Source organism: Kineococcus anabasis (assembly GCF_054590795.1).
In genome coordinates this window covers 20154-43516 of the sequence record NZ_BAAIHU010000012.1, presented here as the reverse complement: position 1 = coordinate 43516, position 23363 = coordinate 20154, and the positions used below count along the sequence as shown (strand labels likewise).

The following is a 23363-nucleotide window of genomic DNA, read 5'->3' as shown; positions in this document are numbered from 1 at the left end:
GTCAGGGACGCAGCAGCGTCACCTGCTCGCGGGTGGTGCCGTTGGCCAGCGTCCAGGTGCCCTCGTCGGTCGGCGCGAGGGTCCACGCCCGGCTCGCCGCGTTGGCCGCCGTGGGCCGGACGAGGACGAGGTCGCCGTCGGCCTCCGTCGCCAGCTGCAGCCGGCTCTTCACGTTCGTCACCGTCGAGGTGGCGGCGCCGGGGACGGCCTCGACGCGCCACTCCTGGCAGGAGTTGTCCGTGCGCTCCTGGAACTCGACGTCCCGGTGGGCCTGGCTGGCGCCGGTGCAGCGCTCGACCCCGAGGACGCTCTGCCCGCCGGTGGCGGCGCCGAGCAGGACCTCGCCCACCGGGGTGAACCGGAACTGCTGGGCGGCCGTCGGGGTGGCGGCGGCCGCGATCCCGAGGTTCGAGCCGTCCACGGTCCAGGCCCGCTGACCGGGCAGGACGCTGCGGACCGCGGTCCAGCCGTCGGCGGCGGTGTCGAAGTTCCAGCGCTGGCAGTCGTTGGGCCCGAAGGAGGCCACCCAGCCCCACTGCGCCACGTTGCCGCCCTGGCTGCACGGGGCGATCTCGGCGACGTTGTTGGTCTCCCGGTTGAGGATCCGCGAGCCGTTGCCGCGGTCGTCGATCTGCCACTGCTGGCACCTGGCCGCGGCGCCGGCCGGAGCGGGGGCGCCGACGCCGATGTTCGCGCCCTCGTGGCCGCAGTCCGGCGTCTGCACGATCTCCCCCGTGGCGCGGGAGGCGATCTCGACGAACGCCGAGCCGTGCCCGGCGGTGGCGCTGGGGTTCAGCGGGTCGCCGAGGACGGGCCAGCCGTTCCTCCAGGTGATGGGGCGGACGTTGAGCCGGGGCGCGCCGGCGGTGGTGGTGTCGTAGTAGTGGTTGACGAAGTACTGCCTGCCGCGGTCCTCCAGCACGTCACCGTGGCCGGGGCCGGCGAACTCGTTCTGGCCGCGCAGCAGCTCGGTGCCGCCGCCCTCGAGGAGCGAGACGCCCTCGGCGTCCACGTAGGGGCCGGTGATCGACTTCGAGCGGCCGACGACGACGCGGTAGTCGCTGTCCACGCCGCGGCAGCAGTAGTCGAAGGAGGCGAACAGGTAGTAGAAGTCGCCGCGCCGCACGATGGACGGGCCCTCGACGGCGTTCGGCGCGTACGCCCGGTTCACGAGGTCGTAGGTCCGGGTGTCCTCGGTGGACGGCTTGCCGGTGGCCGGGTCGAGCCGGATCATCTTCAGCCCGGTCCAGAACGAGCCGAACGAGAGCCACTGCCGCTTCTGGGCGTCGGTGGTGACGTCGGGGTCGATCGCGTTGAACTCCTGCGGGTCGCCGGGGGAGGGCTTCGACTGCACGACCAGCCCCTGGTCCCGCCAGCCGAAGTCGGGGCTGGCCGGGTCGAGCGTCTTCGTGGTGGCCAGGCCGATGACGGAGTGGTTCTGGCCGAACGCCGCGGAGACGGCGTAGTAGAGCCGCCACTCGCCGTTCGAGTAGCTCAGGTCCGGGGCCCACAGGTCGGTGATGGGCCGGTTCACGGCGCTGCCCAGGGTGGGCAGGACCCACGACGGCAGCGAGGAGAACACCGGGTCCAGCTCGGTCCAGGTCACCAGGTCGCGCGAGCGCTTCACGGGCAGGTACGTGTTCGCCCGGCCGGCGTCGCCGGTGATCACCATGTAGTACCAGTCGCCCTCGCGGACCACCGTCGGGTCGTGGGCGATGGTGTCCTGCGCGCGGGGCGCGGCGGGGGCGGGCTGCGCGGCGGACGGGCCGGGCTGGGCGGGCTGCGCGGCGGCGGGCACGGCGACGGCCGCGCTCCCGGCCAGGACGGCTGCGGCGAGGGCGGGGACCCAGGTCCTCGCGAGGGTGGTTCGGATCACGGGCGCACCTCTCTGTGACCGCGCCCACCACTCCGGGGACGCGGGGCGCCGCGTTGCGGCGGCGCTGCGGGAGCAGTGTGCGTCCTTCTTTACAACGATGCAAGCGCCTCTGCGGAACACGTCCAGGACACCGCGGGACCGCTCAGCGGGCGGGCTCGACCAGCAGCAGCGCGACGTCGTCGCCCAGCGCACCCCCGACGTGCGCGCGCACCGCACCCAGCAGCCGGTCCAGCGCGGCGTCCAGGCCCGCGGGCGTCGGTGGGCCCACGGGCAGGAGCAGGCGCGCGGCGGCGGGCAGGTCGAAGAAGGCGCCCTGCGCGTCCCGCGCCTCCACCAGCCCGTCCGTGAAGAACAGCAGCCGCTCACCGCGGCGCAGCTCCGCGGCCTCCACCACCGGCTCCACCCCCATCCCCAGCGGCAGGCACGGCACGGCACCCACCTCCTCCGGCGGGCGGCCCGGCGCCAGCCGCAGCGGCGCCGGGTGCCCGCAGCGCACCACGAGGACCCGGCCGTCGGGGTGCAGCTCGCACAGCACCGCGGTCACGAAGTCCTCCTCCGCCAGCCCCGGCGTGAGCGCCGCGTCGATCCCGCGCGCCACCTCGTCCAGGGGCACGGCCTGCCGGGGCGCGGTGGCGCGGAACGCCGACAGGACCGCGGCGGCCGTGTGCACCGCCGGCAGCCCCTTGCCGCGGGCGTCCCCCACGATGACGCGCACCGCCGGCCCGCTGGCCACCACGTCGAACAGGTCCCCGCCCACCAGCGCGTCCGCGCTGGCCGAGACGTAGCGCGAGGACAGCAGCAGGTGCCCCACCTGCGCCGGCACCGGGTGCTGGATCGCCGTCTGCGCCACCGTGGCGATCTCCGTGAAGCGCCGGATCCGCCGCTCCCGGCCCACCCGCACCGACGCGCTGAACACGGCGAAACCCGCCAGGGCGGCGCTGCCCGCGATGCGCACCAGACCCACGCCGGTCTCCAGGTCGCCGGCCACGGTCGCCGTCAGGTGCGTGACGGCGGCCACCACGGCCAGCGCGACCAGGGTGGTGGCCCGCCAGCTCAGCACCAGGGACGCCGCGAACGGGCCCAGCGCCAGCCACGGCACGACCACCAGCCGGTCCGAGGTCGCCCACTGCCCGCCCCACAGCAGCAGCACCCACGCCAGCGCCGCGGTGAGGACCGCGGTGCGCCGCACGGCGCGGCGGCGCTCCCGGCGCCGGTCCGCGGCGGGACCGGTCACCTCAGGGCTCCCGCAGTTCCGCGACCAGGGTGTCGACCACCGCGACGAGGTCGCCGCCGGCGGCCTCGGCCGCGGCCCGCTGGCGCTGGTAGCTCGCCCCGCGCCGGGGGATCTCCTCGACCGCCGCGAGCTCCTCCTCGCACGACAGGCGCCGCGCCACCGGCGCCAGCCGCTCCAGCAGGTCCGCCAGGTCCTCGGTGACGAGCCGCTCCCGCCCGGCGGCGTCCAGGATGATCTCCGCGTCCAGGCCGTAGCGCGCCGAGCGCCACTTGTTCTCCTGCACGTGCCACGGGGGCATCGTGGGCAGCTCCTCGCCCGCCACCAGCCGGGTGTCCAGGTCCACCACCAGGCAGTGCACGAGCGCCGTCAGGGCCGTCAGCTCCCGCAGGGTCGGCACGCCGTCGCACACCCGCGTCTCCAGCGTCCCCAGCGCCGGGGAGGGGCGCACGTCCCAGCGCACGTCGGTCAGGCCGTCGATGACGCCGGTCACGAGCTGGTCGGAGATGTACGCCTCGAACTCCGCCCAGGTCGAGAACTGGAACGGCAGCCCCGCCGTGGGCAGCTGCTGGAACAGCAGCGCCCGGTTGCTGGCGTAGCCGGTGTCCGTGCCCGTCCAGAACGGCGAGGACGCCGACAGGGCCTGCAGGTGCGGGTAGTGGTTCAGCATGGTGTTCAGGACCGGCAGCACCTTGTGCACCGAGTCGATCCCGACGTGCACGTGCACGCCCCAGATGAGCATCTGCCGCCCCCACCACTGGGTGCGGTTGATCAGCTCCGCGTACCGGGGGTTCTCCGTCACCTGCTGGGCGTTCCACCGCGCGAACGGGTGGGTCCCGGCGCTCATGAGGTCGATGCCGAGGGGGTCGGTGACCGCCCGCACCTGCCCGAGGCCGCCGGCCAGGTCCGCGGCGGCCTCCGCCGCCGTCGCGCAGATCCCCGTGGTGACCTCCACGGTGTTGCGCAGCAGCTCCTTGTGGATGCGCGGGTGGTCGCCGCCGCCGGGGTCGCGCAGCGCGCCGAGCACCTCCCCGGCGCGGCTGGTGAGGTCCCGGGTGGCGCGGTCGACGAGGGCGAGCTCCCACTCCACGCCCAGGGTGGGGCGGGGGGAGGGGGTGAAGTCCACGCGCACCCTCCGAGCCAACCACAGCCGCGCCGCCTCAGCGCCCGGACTCCGCGCATTCCGCACCGGCCCGCCCGGGGCCGCGCGGTGCGCCCGCCCCCGGGGTGCCGCCCGCCGGGGCCACGGGTCTAGCGTCCCGCCATGACCGAGGAGCAGCTCCGCACGGTGGACGTCGTGGTCGTCGGGGCGGGCCCGGTGGGGGAGAACCTCGCCGACCGCGCCGCCCGGGGCGGGCTGGAGGTCGTGCTCGTCGAGCGCGAGCTCGTCGGCGGGGAGTGCTCCTACTGGGCGTGCATCCCGTCCAAGGCGCTGCTGCTGCCCGGGCACGCCCTGGCCGCCGCGCGCCGGCTGCCGGGCGCCGCGCAGGCGGTGGGCGGACCGCTGGACGCGGCGGCCGTGCTGCGCAGACGCACGCAGTTCACCCACGGCCTCGACGACGGCTCCCAGGTCGACTGGGTGCGCTCGGCGGGCCTGGAGCTGCTGCGCGGCACGGCGCGGCTGACGGGGGAGCGCCGCGTGGAGGTCACCGGCCCGGACGGCACCACCACGGTGCTGCACGCCCGGCAGGCGGTGGCGCTGTGCACCGGCTCGGTGCCCGCGGTGCCGCCCCTGGACGGGCTGGACGCCGTCCGGTCCTGGACGAACCGGGAGGCCACCACCGCGGAGGAGGTGCCCGGCCGGCTCGTCGTCCTCGGCGGCGGGGTCGTGGCCGTGGAGCTCGCGCAGGCCTGGCAGCGGCTCGGCTCGCAGGTGACGGTGCTCGCCCGCGGCGGGCTGCTCGGCGGTGCGGAGCCGTTCGCGGGCGAGCTGGTCGGCGAGGCGCTGACCGCCGAGGGCGTGGACGTGCGCACCGGCACCACCCCGCGCTCGGTGGCCCCTGCCGGGGACGGGGACGGCGTCGTGGTGGAGCTGCCCGACGGCGCCCGGCTCACCGCCGACCGGTTCCTCGTGGCCACCGGCCGGCGCCCCACCGTCGACGGCCTCGGCCTGGACGCCATCGGCCTGCCGGAGGAGGCGCTCGACGTCGACGACTCCGGGCGCGTGCGCGGTGTCGCCGGCGGCTGGCTGTACGCCGCCGGGGACGTCACCGGCCGCGCCCCGCTGACCCACCAGGGCAAGTACGCGGCCCGCGCGGTGGGCGAGGCGATCGCCGCCCGGGCGCGCGGCGCGCTCGGCGACGAGGCGCCCGCCTGGTCGCGGTTCGCCGCCAGCGCCGACGCCGCCGCCGTGCCCCAGGTCGTCTTCACCGACCCGGAGGTCGCCTGGGTGGGGCTGACGGAGCGGCGCGCGCGGGAGCGCGGCCTGCGCGTGCGGGTGGTCGACGTGGACCTCGGCACCGTCGCGGGGGCCTCCCTCCTGGCGGACGGCTACGCGGGCCGCGCCCGGATGGTCGTCGACGAGGACCGCCGCGTCGTCGTGGGCGTCACGTTCGTGGGGCAGGGGGTGGCGGAGCTGCTGCACTCGGCGACTGTCGCCGTCGTGGGGGAGGTCCCGGTGGACCGGCTGTGGCACGCCGTGCCCGCCTTCCCCACCCTGAGCGAGGTCTGGCTGCGGCTGCTGGAGGGGTACGGGCTGTGACGACGATCCCGCGCGAGCGGGCGGTGGGGGTGGCCGAGGCGGCGCTGCTGTCCGGCCTCACCGCCCACACCCTGCGCTACTACGAGCGCGACGGGCTGCTGCTGGAACCGGTGGCCCGCACGGTGTCCGGCCGCCGCGCCTACACCGGCGACGACCTGCGCTGGATCACCCTGGTGACGCGGCTGCGGGCCACGGGCATGCCGGTGCGGGAGATCCGCGCCTACGCGGAGCTGTGCCGGCGGGGCGGTCACGACGCCGAGCGCCTGGCGCTGCTGCGCGCCCACCGCGAGCGGGTCCGCGCCCGGCTGGCGGAGGTGGCCGGCCACCTGGAGGCGATCGACGGCAAGATCGCGCTCTACGAGGAGCGCCTGCGCGGGCACGCTTGACTTCGAGCGCGCTCGAAGAGGGACGGTTCCCCCATGACGCACACCACCGGAACCACGACCACGTCCCGCCGCGTCCTGGGCAGCGGCGGCGCCGCGCTGGAGGTCTCCGCGCTCGGCCTGGGCTGCATGGGGATGTCGCAGTTCTACGGCCCCGGCGACGAGCGGGAGTCCCTCGCCACGATCGCCGCGGCCCTCGACGCGGGCGTCACCCTCCTCGACACCGCCGACATGTACGGGCCCTTCACCAACGAGGAGCTCGTGGGCCGCGCGATCGCCTCCCGCCGCGGGGAGGTGCAGCTCGCCACGAAGTTCGGCAACGAGGTCCTGCCCGACGGCACCCGCCGCGTCAACGGCCGCCCCGACTACGTGCGCGCCGCCTGCGAGGCCAGCCTGCGCCGCCTCGGCGTGGACGTGATCGACCTGTACTACCAGCACCGCGTCGACACCACCGTCCCCGTGGAGGAGACCTGGGGCGCGATGTCGGAGCTCGTGCGGGCGGGGAAGGTCCGCCACCTGGGCATCTCCGAGGCCGCTCCCGCCACGATCCGCCGCGCCCACGCGGTGCACCCCGTGACCGCCGTGCAGACCGAGTGGTCGCTGTGGAGCCGCGACGTGGAGGAGGACGGCGTCCTGGCCACCGTGCGGGAGCTGGGCATCGGGTTCGTGCCGTACTCCCCGCTCGGGCGGGGTTTCCTCTCCGGCGCCATCCGCAGCGTGGACGACCTCGCCCCCGACGACTTCCGCCGGCACAACCCGCGGTTCCAGGGGGAGAACCTCCGGCGCAACCTGCGGCTCGTCGACGAGGTGCGCGCGCTGGCCGGCGCGAAGGGTGTCGCCGCCGCGCAGGTCGCGCTGGCGTGGCTGCTCGCGCAGGGCGAGGACGTCGTGCCCATTCCCGGCACCCGGCGGCGGGAGCGGCTGGCGGAGAACGTCGGCTCCCTCGCGGTGCGGCTCACCGGCGAGGAGCTGCGCCGCCTCGACGAGATCCTCCCGGTGGGCGCCTCCGCCGGGGACCGCTACCCGGACATGAGCACCGTGCACCGCTGAGCGGGTCTGCGGCGGGAGGCGGTCCGGGTGCCGCGCCGGTCCGGAGGAGGGCGTCGGCGGGACGTGTGAACATCGGCGCCCGCCCCGGCGGGGCACGGGTCCCGGGCGCTGCGGCGACCTAGCGTGCGGGGGGTGAGACTCCTGCTGAGCGGCGTCCCGTGGGTCGCCTCAGACCTCCTCGCCGCCGCGCTGCTGCTGCTCGGGGCCGTGGCGGTGTGCGTCCTCCTCGTGCGGCGGTGCCGGACGGCGCCCGCCCGGCTGCTCACGGTGCTGCTGGGCGGCTACCTCTACGGGCTCGTGCTGCTGACGCTCCTCCCGCTGCCGACGAACCCGCACCAGCGGGCGAAGGGCGCGGGGGAGCCCCCGCTGGCGTTCGTGAACCTCACCGACCTGGAGGTGTCCTGGACGCCGAGCCTGGGAAACCAGTGGCTGCTCAACGTCGCCATGCTCGTGCCGTTCGGCGTCCTCGCCGGGATCGCCGCCGCCCGGCGCCCCTGGTGGGCCGTGCTGGCGTGCGTGCTGCTGCCCCCGGGCATCGAGGTCGCCCAGCTGCTGGGCAACCTCGCGGCCGGCTACCCGTGGCGGGGCGTCGACGTCAACGACGTCACGGCGAACTGGCTCGGTGCCGCCGCGGGGCTCCTCCTGGCCGGGGTGCCCGCGGCCCTGGCGGTGCGGACGCCCCGCGGCGCGCGCCCGCACGGGCCGGTGTCGCTCCCCGGCCGGTAGCGGACGGGGACCCGCGGCTCAGAACTCCTGCGCGCCCGCCCCGGCGAGGTCGCGCACCTCGGCCCCGCCGAGGTTGCGCACGTGCTGCAGGTAGATCCCCCGCCCCGGCGCCACGAGCAGCCCGTCGTGCACGGGGACCGCGGTGGACGGCGCGACCGCGCGGACGAACTCCACCGTCTCCCTCAGCGCCGCCCACGGCGCGTTCAGCGGCACCGCCAGCACGTCCACGCCCTCCGGCACGGCGGCGTAGGAGTCCCCGGGGTGCAGCAGCGCCGGCTCGCCCTCCGAGCGCACCAGCAGCCCGACGTTGCCCACGCGGGGGACGTCCTCGTGGATGACGGCGTGCTCGCCGCCCACGGCGTGCACGCGCACCGCGCCGAGGTCCACCGACCCGCCCGGCCGCAGCACCTGCGCGCCAACGCCCGCCCCCGACAGGTTCGCCGCGGTCTGCAGCTCCGCGTGCACCACCGCGGCCGGGTTGCGCTCCAGCAGCACCCGCAGGCGGTCCGCGTCGACGTGGTCGGGGTGCTGGTGGGTGACGAACACGGCGTCCACGTCCGTCAGGTCCTCGAAACCCGGGCTGAACACACCGGGGTCCACGAGCAGGCGGGCGGCGGCGGTCTCCACGAGCAGGCAGGCGTGGCCGAGGTGGGTGATGCGCATGGCGGCATCCTGGCGCGCCACCGGCCCGCGCGCAGCGTCCCGCCGGCCGGAGGGCTCAGCCGGAGGGCTCAGCCGGCGGGCGGGGCCCCGTGCGGCAGGGGAGCGGTCCGGCGCCCGGCGGAGAGCGCACCGGCCACCGCCATCACGCACACCGCGGACAGCACCACCAGCAGGGGCAGGTCCCAGCCGCCGCTCACCTCGTGCGCCGCGCCCACGAGCGCCGGGCCGGTCGCCGCCACGGTGTAGCCGCCGGTCTGCACCAGGGCCGACATCCGCCGGTTCTCCGCGGCGTCGCGGGCCTGCACCACGACCGCCAGGAACAGCACGGTGATGCCCCCGCCCTGGGCGGCGCCCGCCACGGAGCACCACACCGGCCAGCCCGCCGGGGCGAGCAGCAGGCCCAGCGGCAGGCACGCCCAGGCGGCGCACACGACGAGCAGCACCAGCCACAGCCGCCGCAGCACCCGCGTCAGCACCGGCACCGCGAACGCGCCGGCCACCGCGAAGATCTGGAACAGGGCGGAGCTGGCGCCGGCCTCCGCGGCGCTGAGCCCCTGTTCGTCGGCGAGCAGCGAGGGCAGCCACGCCGTCGTGCCGTAGTAGCCGAACGCCTGCCCGGCGAACGCCAGCGTCAGGCCCCACACCACGGGCCGGCGCAGCGTGGAACGCGCGCCGTGGTCGGGGACCCGTGCGCCCCCGGCCCCGCCGGGAGGACCACCGCGGGAGCCGGGCCCGTGCCCGCGCCGGCCCGCCGCGCGCACCCACACCACGGCGGCGAGCAGGACCAGCACCCCCCACGCGGCCAGGGCCGCGCGCCACCCCAGCGCCGCGGCCAGCGGGGCCGTCAGCGTGGACGTCAGCGTCGAGCCCACGTTCAGCGTGGCGGTGTAGGCGGCGGTGACCATCCCGGTGGCGCGGGGGAAGTCCCGGGCGATGAGGACGGGCACCACGACGTTGCCCACGGTGATCGCCACGCCGATCAGCACCGTGCCGGCCACCGCGGTGCCCGCCCCGCCCACCGAGCGCAGCACCGTGCCCGCCAGCACCCCCGCCAGGGACACCAGGACGGCGCGGTGCACCCCGGCGCGGGCGATGACGAGGGAGGCCAGCGGGGAGGCCAGCCCGAAGCACAGCACCGGCAGGCTGGTCAGCAGGCCGACCGTGCCGGCGCTGACGGACAGCTCGCGCTGCAGCAGCCCGGCCAGCGGCGCCACCGCGACCAGGGGGCCGCGCAGGTTCAGCGCGAACAGGAGCACCCCGGCGAGCAGCAGCCACGGCAGGGCGGGCACGACGGGGTGGGCGGACGCGGCGGGCCCGGCGGCGGGCGGAGCGGGGCGGTGCGTCACGGGGAGGGGCCTCCTGCGGCCTGGTCCGGGAGGAGCCGGAGGACTTCCGGCGCTGGTCCGAGCGGGCCGCGGTGCCTGGGCCGAGCCTAACCCGGCCCACCGGCCCCGCACGGCACGGGCGGACGGGCCGCGGTGGGCCGGACGGGTGGCCCCCCGCGCGCGGGTAACCTGGAAACGCCGGTGCAGCGCGCCAGCACGTCCCTGAGCACCACCCCTCCGACACCCCCAGGAGCGTCGCGCATGGGCCGCGTCGTCATCGACGTCATGCCGAAACCCGAGATCCTCGACCCGCAGGGCAAGGCCGTCGTCGGCGCCCTGCCGAGGCTCGGCTTCACCAGCTTCACCGGCGTCCGCCAGGGCAAGCGCTTCGAGCTCGAGGTCGAGGGCGAGGTCACCGAGGAGGTGCTCGCCGAGGCCCGCCGCGCCGCCGAGACGCTGCTGTCCAACCCGGTGATCGAGGACGTCGTCTCCGTCCGGGCGCAGCAGGACGTCGGCACCGTGCGCGACTCCTCGGCCGTCGCGGAGGGGGCGGGCGCGTGAGGATCGGCGTCGTCACCTTCCCCGGCTCCCTCGACGACGGCGACGCCCGTCGCGCCGTGCGGCTCGCCGGGGGTGAGCCCGTCGCCCTGTGGCACGCCGACGCCGACCTGCACGGCGTGGACGCCGTCGTGCTGCCCGGCGGGTTCTCCTACGGCGACTACCTGCGCTGCGGCGCCATCGCCCGCTTCTCCCCCGTCATGGGCGAGGTCGTCGCGCAGGCGCAGCGCGGCCTGCCCGTCCTGGGCATCTGCAACGGCTTCCAGGTGCTGTGCGAGTCGCACCTGCTGCCCGGGGCGCTCGTGCGCAACGACCACCAGAAGTTCGTCTGCACGGACCAGCGGCTGCGGGTGGAGTCCACCTCCACCTTGTGGACGTCGGCGTTCGGGGCCGGCGAGGAGATCGTCGTGCCCCTGAAGAACGGCGAGGGCGGTTTCGTCGCCGACGAGGCCACCCTGGACCGCCTCGAGGGCGAGGGCCGCGTGGTCTTCCGCTACCTGGGGGGCAACCCCAACGGCTCGCTGCGCGACATCGCGGGCATCGCCAACGAGCGCGGCAACGTCGTCGGCCTCATGCCGCACCCCGAGCACGCGGTGGAGGAGGGCTACGGCCCGGGTACCGACGGCCTCGGCCTGTTCACCTCCGTCATCGCCTCGGCGCTGATCTCGGCGGTGGGCGCGTGAGCACCGACGTCACGGAGCAGACCCCCGCCCGACCCGGCGCGGGCCTGGACACCGTCTCCCGCGCGGCGGCCACCCCCGGGCACGAGCAGCCCTGGCAGGCGCTCGGCCTCAAGGCCGACGAGTACGCGCGCATCCGGGAGATCCTCGGCCGCCGCCCGACGGGCGCCGAGCTGGCCATGTACTCGGTGATGTGGAGCGAGCACTGCTCCTACAAGTCCTCCAAGGTGCACCTGCGCACCTTCGGGCAGCACACCACCGAGGAGATGGGGAAGCACCTGATGGTCGGCATCGGCGAGAACGCCGGCGTCGTCGACATCGGGCAGGGCTGGGCCGTCACCTTCAAGGTGGAGAGCCACAACCACCCCTCCTACATCGAGCCGTACCAGGGCGCGGCCACCGGCGTCGGCGGCATCATCCGCGACATCATGGCGATGGGCGCCCGACCGATCGCGGTGATGGACTCCCTGCGCTTCGGCACGGTGGACCACCCCGACACCGCGCGCGTCCTGCCCGGCGTCGTCTCCGGCGTCGGCGGCTACGGCAACTGCATCGGCCTGCCCAACATCGGCGGCGAGGTCGTCTTCGACCCCAGCTACCAGGGCAACCCGCTCGTCAACGCCCTGTGCGTGGGCGCCATGAAGCACGAGGACATCCACCTCGCCAACGCCTCCGGCGCGGGCAACCTCATCGTCCTGTTCGGGGCGCGCACCGGTGGCGACGGCATCGGCGGGGTGTCGGTCCTGGCCAGTGAGACGTTCGAGGACACCGGCCCCAGCAAGCGCCCCGCGGTGCAGGTGGGCGACCCGTTCCAGGAGAAGGTCCTCATCGAGTGCTGCCTGGAGCTCTTCTCCGCGGGCCTGGTGGAGGGCATCCAGGACCTCGGCGGCGCGGGCCTGTCCTGCGCGGTCTCGGAGCTGGCCAGCGCCGGCGACGGCGGCATGCACGTCGAGCTGGACAAGGTGCCGCTGCGCGACCCCTCCCTGCGCCCTGAGGAGATCCTCATGAGCGAGTCGCAGGAGCGGATGATGGCGGTCGTCACCCCCGCCAACCTGGAGCGCTTCCTCGCGGTCACCGCGCGCTGGGACGTCGAGGCCGCGGTGCTCGGGGAGGTCACCGGTACCGGCCGGCTCGTCATCACCTGGCACGGGGAGACCGTGGCGGACGTGCCGCCGCGCACGGTGGCGCACGAGGGCCCCGTGTACGAGCGCCCCTACGCCCGCCCGGCCGGGCAGGACGCGCTGCAGGCCGACGCCCCCACCGCCGAGCGGCTGCCCCGCCCGTCCACGGGCGGGGAGCTGCGCGCGACGCTGCTGCGGCTGGTGGCCTCGCCCAACCTGTGCAGCCGCGCGTGGATCACCGACCAGTACGACCGCTACGTCCTGGGCAACACGACCCTGGCCACCCCGGACGACGCGGGCGTGGTGCGCGTCGACGAGGAGAGCGGCCTCGGGGTGGCGCTGTCCCTGGACGGCAACGGCCGCTTCACCCGCCTCGACCCGGCGGCGGGCGCGCAGCTGTCCCTGGCGGAGGCGTACCGCAACGTCGCCACCGCCGGGGCGCGCCCGCTGGCGGTGACGGACTGCCTGAACTTCGGCTCCCCGGAGGACCCGGGCGTGATGTGGCAGTTCGCCGAGGCCGTGCGCGGCCTGGCCGAGGGGTGCGAGCAGCTCGGGGTTCCCGTCACCGGCGGCAACGTCTCCCTCTACAACCAGACCGGCGACCGCGGCATCGACTCCGCGGTCCTGCCCACCCCGGTGATCGGCGTGCTGGGGGTCCTCGACGACGTCTCCCGCCGCGTCCCGTCGGGCTGGCGGGAGCCCGGGCAGGTGCTGTACCTGCTGGGCACCACCCGCGACGAGCTGGGCGGCTCGGAGTGGGCGTGGGCCGAGCACTCCCACCTGGGCGGGCTGCCGCCGCGGGTGGACCTGGCGCAGGAGAAGCTGCTGGCGGACGTGCTGGTGAACTGCTCCCGCGACGGGCTCGTGGACGCCGCGCACGACCTGTCCGAGGGCGGCCTGGCGCAGGCGCTGGTGGAGGGTTCGCTGCGCTTCGGCTCCGGTGCGCGCGTGTGGCTGGAGGAGCTGTGCGAGCGCGACGGGATCGACGCGTTCGTGGCGTTGTTCTCCGAGTCCGCGGGCCGGGTGGTGGTGTCCGTGCCGCGCGAGGAGGAGGTGCGGTTCACCGACATGTGCACCGCGCGCGGCCTGGCGCACCTGCGGATCGGGGTGACCGAGGGTGTGCCGGCGGAGGGCGAGGAGGCCGCGCTGGACGTGCAGGGCCTGTTCCGGGTGCCGCTGGCGGAGCTGCGCGAGGCGCACACCCGCACGCTGCCGGCGCACTTCGGCGGCTGAGCCCGAGGGGGGTGCCCCCGCCCGCGTCCGGGCGGGGGCACCCCTCCGCGCCTCCTCCCGCCCGTCTCCGGGTTTNGGCGACCTGGGAACGCTTCCAGATCGCCGAAACCCGGAGACGGGCGGGAGAGGGGGATCCGGCCCTCAGCGCCCGCCGGTGAGCTTGCGGCTGCGCTGCTGCCGGCCCGGCCCGCCGTAGGGGTAGTCGGCGGGCTCGGGGTCGCTGGCGGCGTCGAGGCGGTCCAGCTCGGCGTCGTCCAGCTCCAGGCCCGCCGAGCCGAGGTTGTCCACGAGCTGCTCCAGCGTCCGCGCGCCGAGGATCACGGACGACACCACCGGCTGCGCCGCCAGCCACGCCAGCGCGACCTGCGGCATCGTCGCGCCGCGCCCGTCGGCGACCGCGCGCACCGCGTCGAGCACGTCCCAGGTGCGCTGCCGCGCGTTGCGCCCGGCGTAGGCCTCGACGCCGCGCCCGGGGTCCTCGCCGAGGCGGGTGGCGCCGGTGGGCGGGGTGTCGCGGGAGTACTTGCCCGACAGCCAGCCGCCGCCGAGCGGGGACCACGGCAGCAGGCCGAGCCCGTTCTCCTCGCAGGCGGGGACGACCTCCCACTCGATCTCCCGCGCCAGCAGGCTGTACTGCGGCTGCAGGCTCACCGGGCGCAGCACCCCGAGGGCGTCGGCGGTGCTCACCGCCTTCTGCACCTGCCAGCCGGTGAAGTTGGACAGGCCGTAGTAGTGGATCTTGCCCGCGCGCACGAAGTCGTCGAGGGCGCGCAGGGTCTCCTCCACCGGCGTCCACGGGTCCCAGGCGTGCACCTGGTACAGGTCGACGCACTCGGTGCCGAGGCGGCGCAGCGAGGCGTCGAGGGCCCGGGTGAGGTGGCGGCGGGAGAGGCCGACGCCGTTGGGTTCCCCCGAGGTGGGGAAGCGTCCCTTGGTGGCGAGCACGACCCGCTCGGTGACGTCGGCGGGGCGCTCGGCGAGCCAGGCGCCGATGATCTCCTCAGAGGTCCCGGCGGTGTAGACGTCGGCGGTGTCGACGAGGGTCCCGCCGGCCTCGACGAAGCGGTCGAGCTGGGCGAAGGCGCCCTCGCGGTCCGTCTCGTTGCCGAACGTCATGGTGCCGAGCGCCAGGTGCGAGACGCTCAGGCCGCTGCTGCCGAGGGTGCGGTACTCCACGGGGTTCTCCTCGTCGTGGGTCGGGTCGTGGGTCGGGGTTCTCCTCCCCGCCCATCTCCGGGTTCGGGCGGTGCGCAAGCGCTTGCGCACCGCCCGAACCCGGAGATGGGCGGGGAAAGCGGAAAGGGGGACGGGTGCTCAGCGGTCGACGAGGGTGACCTCGAAGGAGTAGCGGCTGGCGCGGTACACGTGGCGGCCACGCTCCACGGCCCGGCCGGAGTCGTCGTGGGTGGTGCGCTCCACGGTGAGCAGGCACGCCCCGCGCCGCTCCCCGAGGAGGTGGCACTCCTCGGTGGTGCCGTTGCGCGCGCCGATGCGCTGCTTGGCGACGCGCATGCCGACGCCGCGCCCGCGCAGGAGCTGGTACAGCCCGCGGGCCTGCAGGTCGGCGCGGGAGATGTCGCGGAACTCGGGGGGCAGGTGGTTGTCGAGGACGGCGAGGGGCTCGTCGCAGGAGAAGCGCAACCGCCGGACGTGGAGCACCTCGGTGCCGGGGGCGAGGCCGAGGACGGCCGCGACGTCGTCGTCGGCGGGTTCGAGCCGGTGCAGCAGCACGTCGGTGCGCGGCGCGTTCCCGGAGCGGGTGAGGTCGTCGAACAGGCTGGTGAGCTCCACGGGCCGGGTGACCTGCCCGGAGACGACCTGGGTGCCCACGCCCCGCTTGCGCACGAGCAGGCCCTTGTCGACGAGCTGCTGGATGGCGCGGCGCATGGTGGGGCGGGAGAGCCCGAGGGTCTCGGCGAGGCTGATCTCGTTGTCCAGGCGGGTGCCGGGGGGGAGTTCACCGGAGCGGATCGACGCCTCGATCGAGCGGGCCACCTGGAAGTACAGGGGCACGGGGCTGGACCGGTCGAGCTCCACGAACGGCTCGCTCACGCCACCTCCTGCGGACCGGGCGCGGGGGCCCGCGCTGCGGGGAGCATAGCCCGCGGCCGTAGCGATGTCCTGACGACCAGTTGTCCTGACATTCATTGACACCCGCTGCCGCACGCGGAACAGTGCCCCCGTGCCGGATCCGCGTTCCTCCCGACTGCACGGCCGCATCGCCGGAGCCCCGATCTCCTGGGGGGTGTGCGAGGTCCCCGGCTGGGGCCACCAGCTCCCCGCCCCGCTCGTGCTCTCCCAGATGGCCGCACTCGGCCTGCGCGCCACCGAGTTCGGCCCCGACGGGTTCCTGCCCGCCCCGGCCGGCGAGCGCGCCGAGGTGCTGGCCCGGCACGGCCTGAGCGCCGTCGGGGGGTTCGTCCCCGCAGTGCTGCACCGGCTGGACCACGACCCCCTGCCGGGTGTGGAGCGCGCCCTCGACTCCTTCGGCGGCGCCCGGACCCTCGTGCTGGCCGCCGCCACCGGAGGCGACGGCTACGACGTGCGGCCCGAGCTGGACGAGCCGGAGTGGGACCTGCTGCTGCGCCGCCTGGACCGCATCGCCGCCCGCGCCGCCGCCCGGGGCGTCACCGTCGCCCTGCACCCCCACGTCGGGACCCTCGTGGAGAACGCCGCCGACGTCGAGCGCGTCCTGGACGGCAGCTCCGTCGCGCTGTGCCTGGACACCGGCCACCTGCTGATCGGCGGCGCAGACCCGCTCGCCCTCGCGCAGCGGGCCCCGGGCCGGATCGCCCACGTCCACCTCAAGGACGTCGACGCCGCCGCCGCACGGCGGGTGCGCGCGGGGGAGCTGGCGTACTCCGCGGCCGTCGCCGCCGGGATGTACCGGCCGCTGGGCGCCGGGGACGTGGACGTCGCCGGCATCGTCTCCTCGCTGGAGGGGGCCGGCTACCGCGGCTGGTACGTGCTGGAGCAGGACACCGTGCTGCCCGCGCCCGGGGAGGGCCTGGACGACGAGGCCGTCTCGCGGGCCGCGGTGGCGGACGTGCGCGCGAGCGTCGAGCACCTCACCGGCCTGGCATGAGCGCGGCCGTCCCCCCCGTGCCCACCGCTCCCCCCGCGCAGCCCTGGGACGTCCTGACCGTCGGCCGGGTCGGTGTGGACCTCTACCCCCTGCAGGACGGGGTGGGACTGGAGGACGTCACGACGTTCGGCAAGTACCTCGGCGGCAGCGCCACGAACGTCGCCGTGGCCGCCGCCCGGCACGGCCGCCGCAGCGCCGTCGTGACCCGCACCGGCCCGGACGCGTTCGGCCGGTTCGTGCACCGCGCGCTGCGCGAGCTCGGCGTGGACGACCGCTACGTCACCGACGTGCCGGGCCTGCCGACGCCCATCACGTTCTGCGAGATCCACCCGCCGGACCACTTCCCGCTGACCTTCTACCGCCTGCCCACCGCGCCGGACCTGCAGATCCGCGGCGAGGAGCTGGACCTGGCCGCGGTCCGCGACGCCGGGGTGTTGTGGGCGACCGTCACGGGCCTGTCGGAGGAACCCAGCCGCTCCGCGCACCACACGGCGTGGCGAGCGCGGGAGCGCCGCCCCCTGACGGTGCTCGACCTGGACTACCGCCCGGTGTTCTGGCGCAGCCGCGAGGAGGCCGCCGGGCAGGTGCGCCGCGCCCTGCCGCACGTCACCGTCGCCGTCGGCAACGCCGAGGAGTGCGAGGTCGCGGTGGGGCAGGACGACCCGCACCGCGCCGCGGCCGCGCTGCTGGAGAGCGGCGTGGAGCTGGCCGTCGTGAAGCTCGGCCCGCGCGGCGTCCTCGGCGCGACCCGGGAGCGCACCGTGCTGGTGCCGCCCACGCCGGTCGAGGTGGTCAACGGCCTCGGCGCCGGCGACGGTTTCGGCGGCGCGCTGTGCCACGGCCTGCTCGCCGGCTGGGACCTGGAGCGGGTCCTGGCCTTCGCGAACGCGGCCGGGGCGATCGTGGCCTCCCGCCGGGAGTGCTCCACCGCGATGCCCACCACCGCCGAGGTGGAGGCGCTGCTGCGGGGGAGCGCCCGTGCCTGAACCCGCGCCCGCGCCCGAACCCGTGACCGTGCCCTTCGCCCGCGACCACGCCGGGCTCACCGAGGTGCGCGCCCGCACCCCGCACCTCATCGCCGAGGCGCAGCGCCGCCGCCTGCGCCGGCCCCTGCTCGGGCCGGACGGCCGGCTGCTCGTCCTCGCCGCCGACCACCCCGCCCGCGGCGCGCTCGCGGTGCGGGAGAAGCCCCTGGCGATGGGCAGCCGCCGCGAGCTGCTCGACCGGCTCGTGGTGGCCCTGGCCCGCCCCGGTGTCGACGGGTTCCTCGGCACGCCCGACCTCGTGGAGGACCTCACCCTGCTCGGCGCGCTGGAGGGCAAGGTCGTCCTCGGCTCCATGAACCGCGGTGGGCTGCACGGCGCGGCGTTCGAGCTCGACGACCGCCTCACCGCCTACGACGCCGGGGCGATCGCGCAGGCCGGCCTCGACGGCGGCAAGGTCCTCGTCCGCATCGCGCCGGAGGAGGCGGGAACCCTGAACACCCTCACCGCCGCCGCGGACGCCGTCGGCGCGCTGGCCGCCCGCGGCCTCACCGCGCTGGTCGAGCCGTTCTGGTCGCGGCGCGAGGGCGGCGTGGTCCGCAACGACCTCTCCCCGGAGGCCGTGATCCGCTCGGTGGCGGTGGCGCAGGGCCTCGGGCGCACGTCGGCGCACACCTGGCTGAAACTGCCCGTGGTGGCGGAGATGGAACGGGTGGTGGACGCCACCACGCTGCCCACCCTGCTCCTCGGCGGCGACCCCACCGGCGCGCCGGAGGAGACGTACGCGGCGTGGCGCTCGGCGCTGGCGCTGCCGGCGGTGCGCGGGCTCGTGGTGGGCCGCGCGCTGCTGTTCCCGCAGGACGACGACGTGGCCGGGGCCGTCGACACGGCCGCATCCCTGGTCCGCTGAGGAGGTTCCCGTGACACCGCAGCTCCACCTGCCCGCCGGGTCGACCGCGGCCGGAGGTTTCGACGTGGTCGTGACCCCGGAGTCGGCCGGCTGGGGTTTCTCCGGCCTGCGCACGTTCACCCTGCCGCCCGGCGGGGAGCTGCGGTTCGCCACCGGCCCCGACGAGGTCCTCGTGCTGCCCCTGTCCGGCGCGGCCACCGTCGGCTGCGACGGGCAGGAGTTCTCCCTGGCCGGGCGGGCGGACCCGTTCGCGGGGCCGACGGACTTCGCGTACGTGCCGCGCGAGGCGGACGTCGTGGTGCGCAGCGGCACCGGCGGGCGGTTCGCGCTGCCCGCCGCCCGGGCCCGGCGCCGGCTGCCGTTCCGCCACCAGCCCGCCTCCGCGGTGCCGGTGGAGCTGCGCGGCGCGGGCACGTGCAGCCGCCAGGTGAACAACTTCGCCACCCCGGAGGCGTTCGGCGCGGACCGCCTCATCGCCTGTGAGGTGCTGACCCCGGCGGGGAACTGGTCCTCCTACCCGCCGCACCGCCACGACCGCACGAGCGAGTCGGAGTCGGAGCTGGAGGAGGTCTACTACTTCGAGTTCCGCTCCCTGGCGCCGCCGGGCGCCCCGGCCGTCCCCGGCGGCGTCGGCTACCAGCGGGTCTACGGCGAGCCCGACCGCCCGGTCGACGTCCTCGCGGAGGTGCACGCCGGGGACGTGGTGCTCGTCCCGCACGGCTGGCACGGCCCGTCGACGGCCGTCCCCGGCTACGACATGTACTACCTCAACGTGATGGCCGGCCCCGGGGAGGAGCGGGCCTGGCGGATCTGCGACGACCCCGCGCACGGCTGGGTGCGGGCGCGGTGGGAGGGTGCCGCGGTCGACCCCCGGCTGCCGTTCACCGCCGGCCGGGGCTCCGCCGCGGAGGGGGACCACCGGTGACCGCCACCGTCCGCCTGACGGTCGCCCAGGCCACCGTCCGGTTCCTGCAGGCGCAGTTCTCCGAGCGCGACGGGGAGCGGCAGCCGTTCTTCGCCGGCGTCCTCGGCATCTTCGGCCACGGCAACGTGGCGGGCCTGGGCCAGGCGCTGCTGGAGGCCGAGCTGGGCGCCGACGACGGCTGGGCCCCGCCCGCCCCGCTGCCGTACACCACCGGCCGCAACGAGCAGGCGATGGTGCACACCGCCGTGGGTTTCGCCCGCCAGCGCGACCGGTTGCAGACCCTGGCGGTCACCGCCTCGATCGGGCCGGGCAGCACGAACATGCTGACGGGTGCGGCCCTGGCGACGGTGAACCGGCTGCCCGTGCTGCTGCTGCCCGGTGACGTCTTCGCCACCCGCGTGGCCTCCCCGGTGCTGCAGGAGCTGGAGCAGCCCCACGGCCCCGACGTGTCCGTCAACGACGCGTTCCGGCCGCTGTCGCGGTTCTTCGACCGGGTGTGGCGCCCGGAGCAGCTCCCCGCGGCGCTGCTGGGTGCGCTGCGCGTCCTCACCGATCCCGCCGAGACGGGGGCGGCGGTGGTGGCGCTGCCGCAGGACGTGCAGGCCGAGGCGCACGACTGGCCGGTGGAGCTGTTCGCCGAGCGGACCTGGCGCATCCCGAGGCCGGTGCCGGAACCCGCCCTGGTGGCGGAGGTGGCCGGGCTGGTCCGCGCCGCGCGCAGCCCGCTGCTCGTCACGGGCGGCGGCGTGATCTACTCCCGCGCCACGGACGCGCTGCGCGAGCTGTGCGAGGCCACCGGGATCCCCGTGGCGCAGACGCAGGCGGGCAAGGGTTCCCTGCCGTACGACCACCCCTCGTGCCTGGGTGCCGTCGGTGCCACGGGCACCACCGCGGCCAACGAGATCGCCGCCGGGGCGGACCTGGTGATCGGGGTCGGCACGCGCTGGTCGGACTTCACCACGGCCTCGCGCAGCGCGTTCCAGAACCCCGCGGTGCGGTTCGTGAACGTCAACGTCGCCGGGCCGGACACCGTCAAGCACGCCGGGCTCGCGGTGCGGGCCGACGCCCGCGAGACGCTCGACGCGCTGCGCACCGCCCTGGCCGGTTTCTCCCTGCCCGCGGCGCACCGGGAGCGCTGCCGGCGCCTGGCGCTGGAGTGGGACGCCACGGTGGAGCGGTACCACCGCTCCGGCGCGGGGGAGGCCACGGGCCTGCTCGCGCAGGCGGAGGTGATCGGTGCCGTCGACGAGGTGGCCGCGCCGCGCGACGTCGTGGTGTGCGCGGCCGGCTCGCTGCCCGGGGACCTGCACGCGATGTGGCGGGCGCGGGACCCGAAGGGCTACCACGTGGAGTACGGGTTCTCCTGCATGGGCTACGAGATCCCCGGCGGGATCGGCGTGCGGATGGCCGCGCCGGACCGGGACGTGTTCGTCATGGTGGGGGACGGCTCCTACCTGATGATGCCCACCGAGCTCGTGACCGCCGTGCAGGAGCACGTCAAGATCGTCGTGGTGCTGCTGCAGAACCACGGTTTCGCCTCCATCGGCGCCCTGTCGGAGTCGGTGGGCTCGCAGCGGTTCGGGACGGGTTACCGCTACCGCGACCCGGCCACGGGCAGGCTGGACGGCGGCACGCTGCCGGTGGACCTCGCCGCGAACGCCGCCAGCCTGGGCGTGCGGGTGCTGCGGGCGCGGACCCGCGCGGAGCTGGTGGCGGCGCTGCGGGAGGCGAAGGCGGCGGAGGTCACGACGGTGGTGCACGTCGAGACCGACCCGCGCTCGGAGGCGCCGCGCGGCGGCGGCTGGTGGGACGTGCCGGTCGCGGAGGTGTCGCACGTGCACTCCACCCGCGAGGCCCGCGCGGAGTACGAGAAGAACAGGGCGCGGCAGCGGCCCCTGCTGTGAGGGCTGCGCGGGCAGCGGGTGCGCCGGCGGCGGGCCGGGAGGACGAGGAACGGGGAACGGGTATGGGGACACCGACGAGCACCGCGACCGCCGGGGCGGGCGCCGGCCCGGCGCAGGAGGGGACGCCGGAGCTGCGCGTCGCCGTCCTCGGCGTCGGCACGATGGGGCAGGACCACGCGCGCAGGCTGCGCACCACGACCGCCGGCGCCCGGCTGGTGGCGGTCTCCGACGTGGACGCCGCCCGGGCCCGGGCCGTCGCCGACGAGCTGGGCGCCCGCGCCGTCGCGGACCCGTTCGACGTGATCTCCGGTGTGGACGTGGACGCCGTCGTCGTGGCCACGCCCGCGGCCACCCACGAGGACCTGGTGCTGGCGTGCCTGGAGCGCGGCCTGCCGGTGCTGTGCGAGAAGCCGCTGACGACGTCCCCGGAGAGCTCGCTGCGCATCGTGCGCGCCGAGGAGGCGCTGGGCCGCCGCCTGGTGCAGGTGGGGTTCATGCGCCGCTTCGACCCCGAGTACGAGCGGCTGCGGGCGCTGGTGGTCGCCGGGGAGCTGGGCCGGCCCCTGTTCCTGCACTGCGTGCACCGCAACGCGGCCACCCCGCCGAACTTCACCAGCGAGATGCTCGTCCTGGACTCCCTCGTGCACGAGGTCGACATCGCGCGGTACCTGCTGGGCGAGGAGGTCACGGCCGTCACGGTGCGGCGGCCGCGTCCCTCGGGCACCGCGCCGCAGGGGCTGCAGGACCCGCAGTTCGTGCTGCTGGAGACGGCGGGCGGCGCGCTGGTCGACGTGGAGGTCTTCGTGAACGCCGTGTACGGCTACGAGGTGCGCGCCGAGCTGGTCGCCGAGCGCGGCACGGCCACGATCGGCCTCGCCGGCGGCCCCGGTGCGGGGCTGGTGCGGCGGGCGGCGGGCGCCTGGGGCGGCGCCGTCCCGGCCGACTACCGGGAGCGGTTCGCGACGGCGTACGACGTGGAGGTGCAGCGCTGGGTGGACGCGGTGCGCCGCGGCACCACCGACGGCCCGGGCGCGTGGGACGGGTACGCCGCCGCCGCCGTCTGCGCCGCGGGGGTGCGCTCCCTGCGCACCGGTGAGCGGGTCGAGGTGGCGCTGGGTTCCTGAGGAGCCCCGGAGCCCGGGAGCCCGGGAGCCCCGGAGCCCGGCGGCACCGCGGCCGCGGTGCCGCCGGGCGCGCCGGGTGGCACGATGCCGGGGTGCCACCCCGCCGCCGCACCGACCCCGCCGAGGGCCGCGCGGGGCTCGCCCGCGCGCTGGCCGGCGATCCCGCCCGCGCGGAGCTGGCCGCGGCCGTGCGCTGGACCCTGGAGGAGCTCGCCGCGCGCGCTCCCGGGGGCAGCGTGGAGGTGCGGGTGCCGCCCTTCGGGGCGGTGCAGTGCGTCGAGGGTCCCCGGCACACCCGGGGCACCCCGCCGAACGTCGTGGAGACCGACCCGCGGACGTGGCTGCGGCTCGCGGTGGGCGAGGTGACGTTCGCCGAGGCCGCCGCCGAGGGCTCGCTCGTGGCCAGCGGGGCGCGCGCCGACCTCGGCGCCCTCCTGCCCGTGGTGGAGCGCCCGCCGTCCCCTACGGTCGGACCGTGACCGAGCCGCCCCGCCCCCCCGAGCCCGGATCCGAGCCCGGATCCGGGCACCGGCCCGAGCACCGGCCGGGAGCCGGGCCCGGGCTCGAGCGCCCCGCCGGGCAAGGGGCCGCAGCGGAACCCGCCCCCGGACCCGCCGGCGCGCCGGTGGACGGCGCGGGGGTGCCGGCCGGGCGCCCGGTGCGGCTGCGCCGCGCGCCGCGCTACGGGGCCTTCGTGCTGACCGGCCTGCTCGCGGCGCTCGTGGTCTCCGCCCTCGTCGCGGCGCTGGCCACGCCGAGCGGCGGCTACTCGCGCCTGGCCCTGTTCGGCTACCTCGCCGTCGCGCTCGGCCTCGTGGGCGCCGTGCTCGGCGGGCTCGTCGCCGTCCTGCTGGAGCGCCGCCGCTGAGCGGTGGGCTGCTCCGG

The 23363-nt window shown here is 76.3% G+C and carries 22 protein-coding genes; 15 read left to right on the top strand and 7 right to left on the bottom strand.

Going from position 1 to position 23363, the window contains the following annotated elements; all coding sequences use genetic code 11:
- Position 1: 1 nt before the first annotated feature.
- The 3 genes from ACYQBY_RS18700 to ACYQBY_RS18690 form a co-directional block, all read right to left on the bottom strand.
- On the bottom strand, positions 2-1876 hold the full coding sequence (locus tag ACYQBY_RS18700; RefSeq protein WP_459645402.1) for a family 43 glycosylhydrolase: 1875 nt from the start codon (positions 1874-1876) through the stop codon (positions 2-4).
- 142 nt (positions 1877-2018) lie between these two features.
- A complete protein-coding gene (locus ACYQBY_RS18695) occupies positions 2019-3110 on the bottom strand; it encodes a PP2C family protein-serine/threonine phosphatase (RefSeq protein ID WP_459645401.1) in 1092 nt (363 codons plus the stop codon).
- A 1-nt stretch (position 3111) separates the two neighbouring features.
- Entirely contained in the window at positions 3112-4257 is a 1146-nt protein-coding gene (locus ACYQBY_RS18690; protein WP_459645612.1) for a glutamate--cysteine ligase, read from the bottom strand.
- Positions 4258-4371: 114 nt separating this feature from the next.
- On the opposite strand from ACYQBY_RS18690, the gene ACYQBY_RS18685 reads away from it, so the two are divergent.
- The 4 genes from ACYQBY_RS18685 to ACYQBY_RS18670 all read left to right on the top strand — a co-directional run bounded on the left by ACYQBY_RS18685 (position 4372) and on the right by ACYQBY_RS18670 (position 7967).
- Positions 4372-5808 carry a dihydrolipoyl dehydrogenase family protein gene (locus tag ACYQBY_RS18685; protein WP_459645400.1) on the top strand — a complete coding sequence of 479 codons (1437 nt, stop codon included), beginning with the start codon at positions 4372-4374 and terminating at the stop codon, positions 5806-5808.
- Positions 5805-6194 carry a MerR family transcriptional regulator gene (locus tag ACYQBY_RS18680; RefSeq protein WP_459645399.1) on the top strand — a complete coding sequence of 130 codons (390 nt, stop codon included), beginning with the start codon at positions 5805-5807 and terminating at the stop codon, positions 6192-6194. Before ACYQBY_RS18685 ends, ACYQBY_RS18680 begins: the two co-directional genes overlap by 4 nt.
- 33 nt (positions 6195-6227) lie before the next feature.
- Positions 6228-7241 (top strand): aldo/keto reductase, encoded by a 1014-nt coding sequence (locus ACYQBY_RS18675; RefSeq protein WP_459645398.1) that lies wholly within the window; start codon positions 6228-6230, stop codon positions 7239-7241.
- 132 nt (positions 7242-7373) lie between these two features.
- Positions 7374-7967 carry a VanZ family protein gene (locus ACYQBY_RS18670; RefSeq protein ID WP_459645397.1) on the top strand — a complete coding sequence of 198 codons (594 nt, stop codon included), beginning with the start codon at positions 7374-7376 and terminating at the stop codon, positions 7965-7967.
- A gap of 18 nt (positions 7968-7985) precedes the next feature.
- Here ACYQBY_RS18670 and ACYQBY_RS18665 read toward each other — a convergent pair whose 3' ends face one another.
- A complete protein-coding gene (locus ACYQBY_RS18665) occupies positions 7986-8630 on the bottom strand; it encodes an MBL fold metallo-hydrolase (protein WP_459645396.1) in 645 nt (214 codons plus the stop codon).
- A gap of 68 nt (positions 8631-8698) precedes the next feature.
- On the bottom strand, positions 8699-9976 hold the full coding sequence (locus tag ACYQBY_RS18660; protein WP_459645395.1) for an MFS transporter: 1278 nt from the start codon (positions 9974-9976) through the stop codon (positions 8699-8701).
- 240 nt (positions 9977-10216) lie between these two features.
- Between ACYQBY_RS18660 and purS the strand changes: the two genes are divergently transcribed.
- Genes purS through purL form a run of 3 tightly spaced genes read left to right on the top strand, consistent with a single transcriptional unit; the run spans position 10217 to position 13547 of the window.
- Positions 10217-10516, top strand: coding sequence for a phosphoribosylformylglycinamidine synthase subunit PurS (purS, locus tag ACYQBY_RS18655; protein ID WP_459645394.1), 300 nt, complete (start codon positions 10217-10219; stop codon positions 10514-10516).
- Positions 10513-11196 carry a phosphoribosylformylglycinamidine synthase subunit PurQ gene (gene purQ / locus ACYQBY_RS18650; RefSeq protein WP_459645393.1) on the top strand — a complete coding sequence of 228 codons (684 nt, stop codon included), beginning with the start codon at positions 10513-10515 and terminating at the stop codon, positions 11194-11196. The genes purS and purQ overlap by 4 nt, the downstream gene beginning before the upstream one ends.
- On the top strand, positions 11193-13547 hold the full coding sequence (purL, locus tag ACYQBY_RS18645) for a phosphoribosylformylglycinamidine synthase subunit PurL (protein WP_459645392.1): 2355 nt from the start codon (positions 11193-11195) through the stop codon (positions 13545-13547). The genes purQ and purL overlap by 4 nt, the downstream gene beginning before the upstream one ends.
- Before the next feature lie 141 nt (positions 13548-13688).
- Here the strand turns inward: purL and ACYQBY_RS18640 are convergent, their stop codons facing one another.
- Complete coding sequence (locus ACYQBY_RS18640) at positions 13689-14723, bottom strand: aldo/keto reductase (protein WP_459645391.1); 1035 nt, start codon at positions 14721-14723, stop codon at positions 13689-13691.
- 138 nt (positions 14724-14861) lie between these two features.
- Positions 14862-15599 carry a GntR family transcriptional regulator gene (locus tag ACYQBY_RS18635; protein WP_459645390.1) on the bottom strand — a complete coding sequence of 246 codons (738 nt, stop codon included), beginning with the start codon at positions 15597-15599 and terminating at the stop codon, positions 14862-14864.
- Positions 15600-15729: 130 nt separating this feature from the next.
- On the opposite strand from ACYQBY_RS18635, the gene ACYQBY_RS18630 reads away from it, so the two are divergent.
- The 8 genes from ACYQBY_RS18630 to ACYQBY_RS18595 all read left to right on the top strand — a co-directional run bounded on the left by ACYQBY_RS18630 (position 15730) and on the right by ACYQBY_RS18595 (position 23346).
- Complete coding sequence (locus ACYQBY_RS18630) at positions 15730-16632, top strand: TIM barrel protein (RefSeq protein ID WP_459645389.1); 903 nt, start codon at positions 15730-15732, stop codon at positions 16630-16632.
- Entirely contained in the window at positions 16629-17618 is a 990-nt protein-coding gene (gene iolC, locus ACYQBY_RS18625; protein ID WP_459645388.1) for a 5-dehydro-2-deoxygluconokinase, read from the top strand. Before ACYQBY_RS18630 ends, iolC begins: the two co-directional genes overlap by 4 nt.
- 28 nt (positions 17619-17646) lie before the next feature.
- On the top strand, positions 17647-18525 hold the full coding sequence (locus tag ACYQBY_RS18620) for a Cgl0159 family (beta/alpha)8-fold protein (RefSeq protein WP_459645611.1): 879 nt from the start codon (positions 17647-17649) through the stop codon (positions 18523-18525).
- Between the two features lie 10 nt (positions 18526-18535).
- Positions 18536-19450, top strand: a complete 915-nt coding sequence (iolB, locus tag ACYQBY_RS18615) for a 5-deoxy-glucuronate isomerase (protein ID WP_459645387.1) — start codon at positions 18536-18538, stop codon at positions 19448-19450.
- Positions 19447-21354 carry a 3D-(3,5/4)-trihydroxycyclohexane-1,2-dione acylhydrolase (decyclizing) gene (gene iolD, locus ACYQBY_RS18610; RefSeq protein ID WP_459645386.1) on the top strand — a complete coding sequence of 636 codons (1908 nt, stop codon included), beginning with the start codon at positions 19447-19449 and terminating at the stop codon, positions 21352-21354. The genes iolB and iolD overlap by 4 nt, the downstream gene beginning before the upstream one ends.
- A 62-nt stretch (positions 21355-21416) precedes the next feature.
- Positions 21417-22478 carry a Gfo/Idh/MocA family protein gene (locus tag ACYQBY_RS18605; protein WP_459645385.1) on the top strand — a complete coding sequence of 354 codons (1062 nt, stop codon included), beginning with the start codon at positions 21417-21419 and terminating at the stop codon, positions 22476-22478.
- 92 nt (positions 22479-22570) lie between these two features.
- The gene (locus ACYQBY_RS18600) at positions 22571-22957 is read left to right on the top strand and encodes a sterol carrier family protein (protein WP_459645384.1); all 387 of its coding nucleotides are present in this window, start codon (positions 22571-22573) and stop codon (positions 22955-22957) included.
- On the top strand, positions 22954-23346 hold the full coding sequence (locus ACYQBY_RS18595; protein ID WP_459645383.1) for a hypothetical protein: 393 nt from the start codon (positions 22954-22956) through the stop codon (positions 23344-23346). The genes ACYQBY_RS18600 and ACYQBY_RS18595 overlap by 4 nt, the downstream gene beginning before the upstream one ends.
- Positions 23347-23363: the final 17 nt, after the last annotated feature.

Coding starts and splice junctions, on each gene's coding strand:
- iolC (WP_459645388.1), top strand. CDS start 16,629: ATGAGCGCGGCCGTCCCCCCCGTGCCCACCGCTCCCCCCGCGCAGCCC.
- ACYQBY_RS18675 (WP_459645398.1), top strand. CDS start 6,228: ATGACGCACACCACCGGAACCACGACCACGTCCCGCCGCGTCCTGGGC.
- ACYQBY_RS18685 (WP_459645400.1), top strand. CDS start 4,372: ATGACCGAGGAGCAGCTCCGCACGGTGGACGTCGTGGTCGTCGGGGCG.
- ACYQBY_RS18605 (WP_459645385.1), top strand. CDS start 21,417: ATGGGGACACCGACGAGCACCGCGACCGCCGGGGCGGGCGCCGGCCCG.
- ACYQBY_RS18665 (WP_459645396.1), bottom strand. CDS start 8,630: ATGCGCATCACCCACCTCGGCCACGCCTGCCTGCTCGTGGAGACCGCC.
- purS (WP_459645394.1), top strand. CDS start 10,217: ATGGGCCGCGTCGTCATCGACGTCATGCCGAAACCCGAGATCCTCGAC.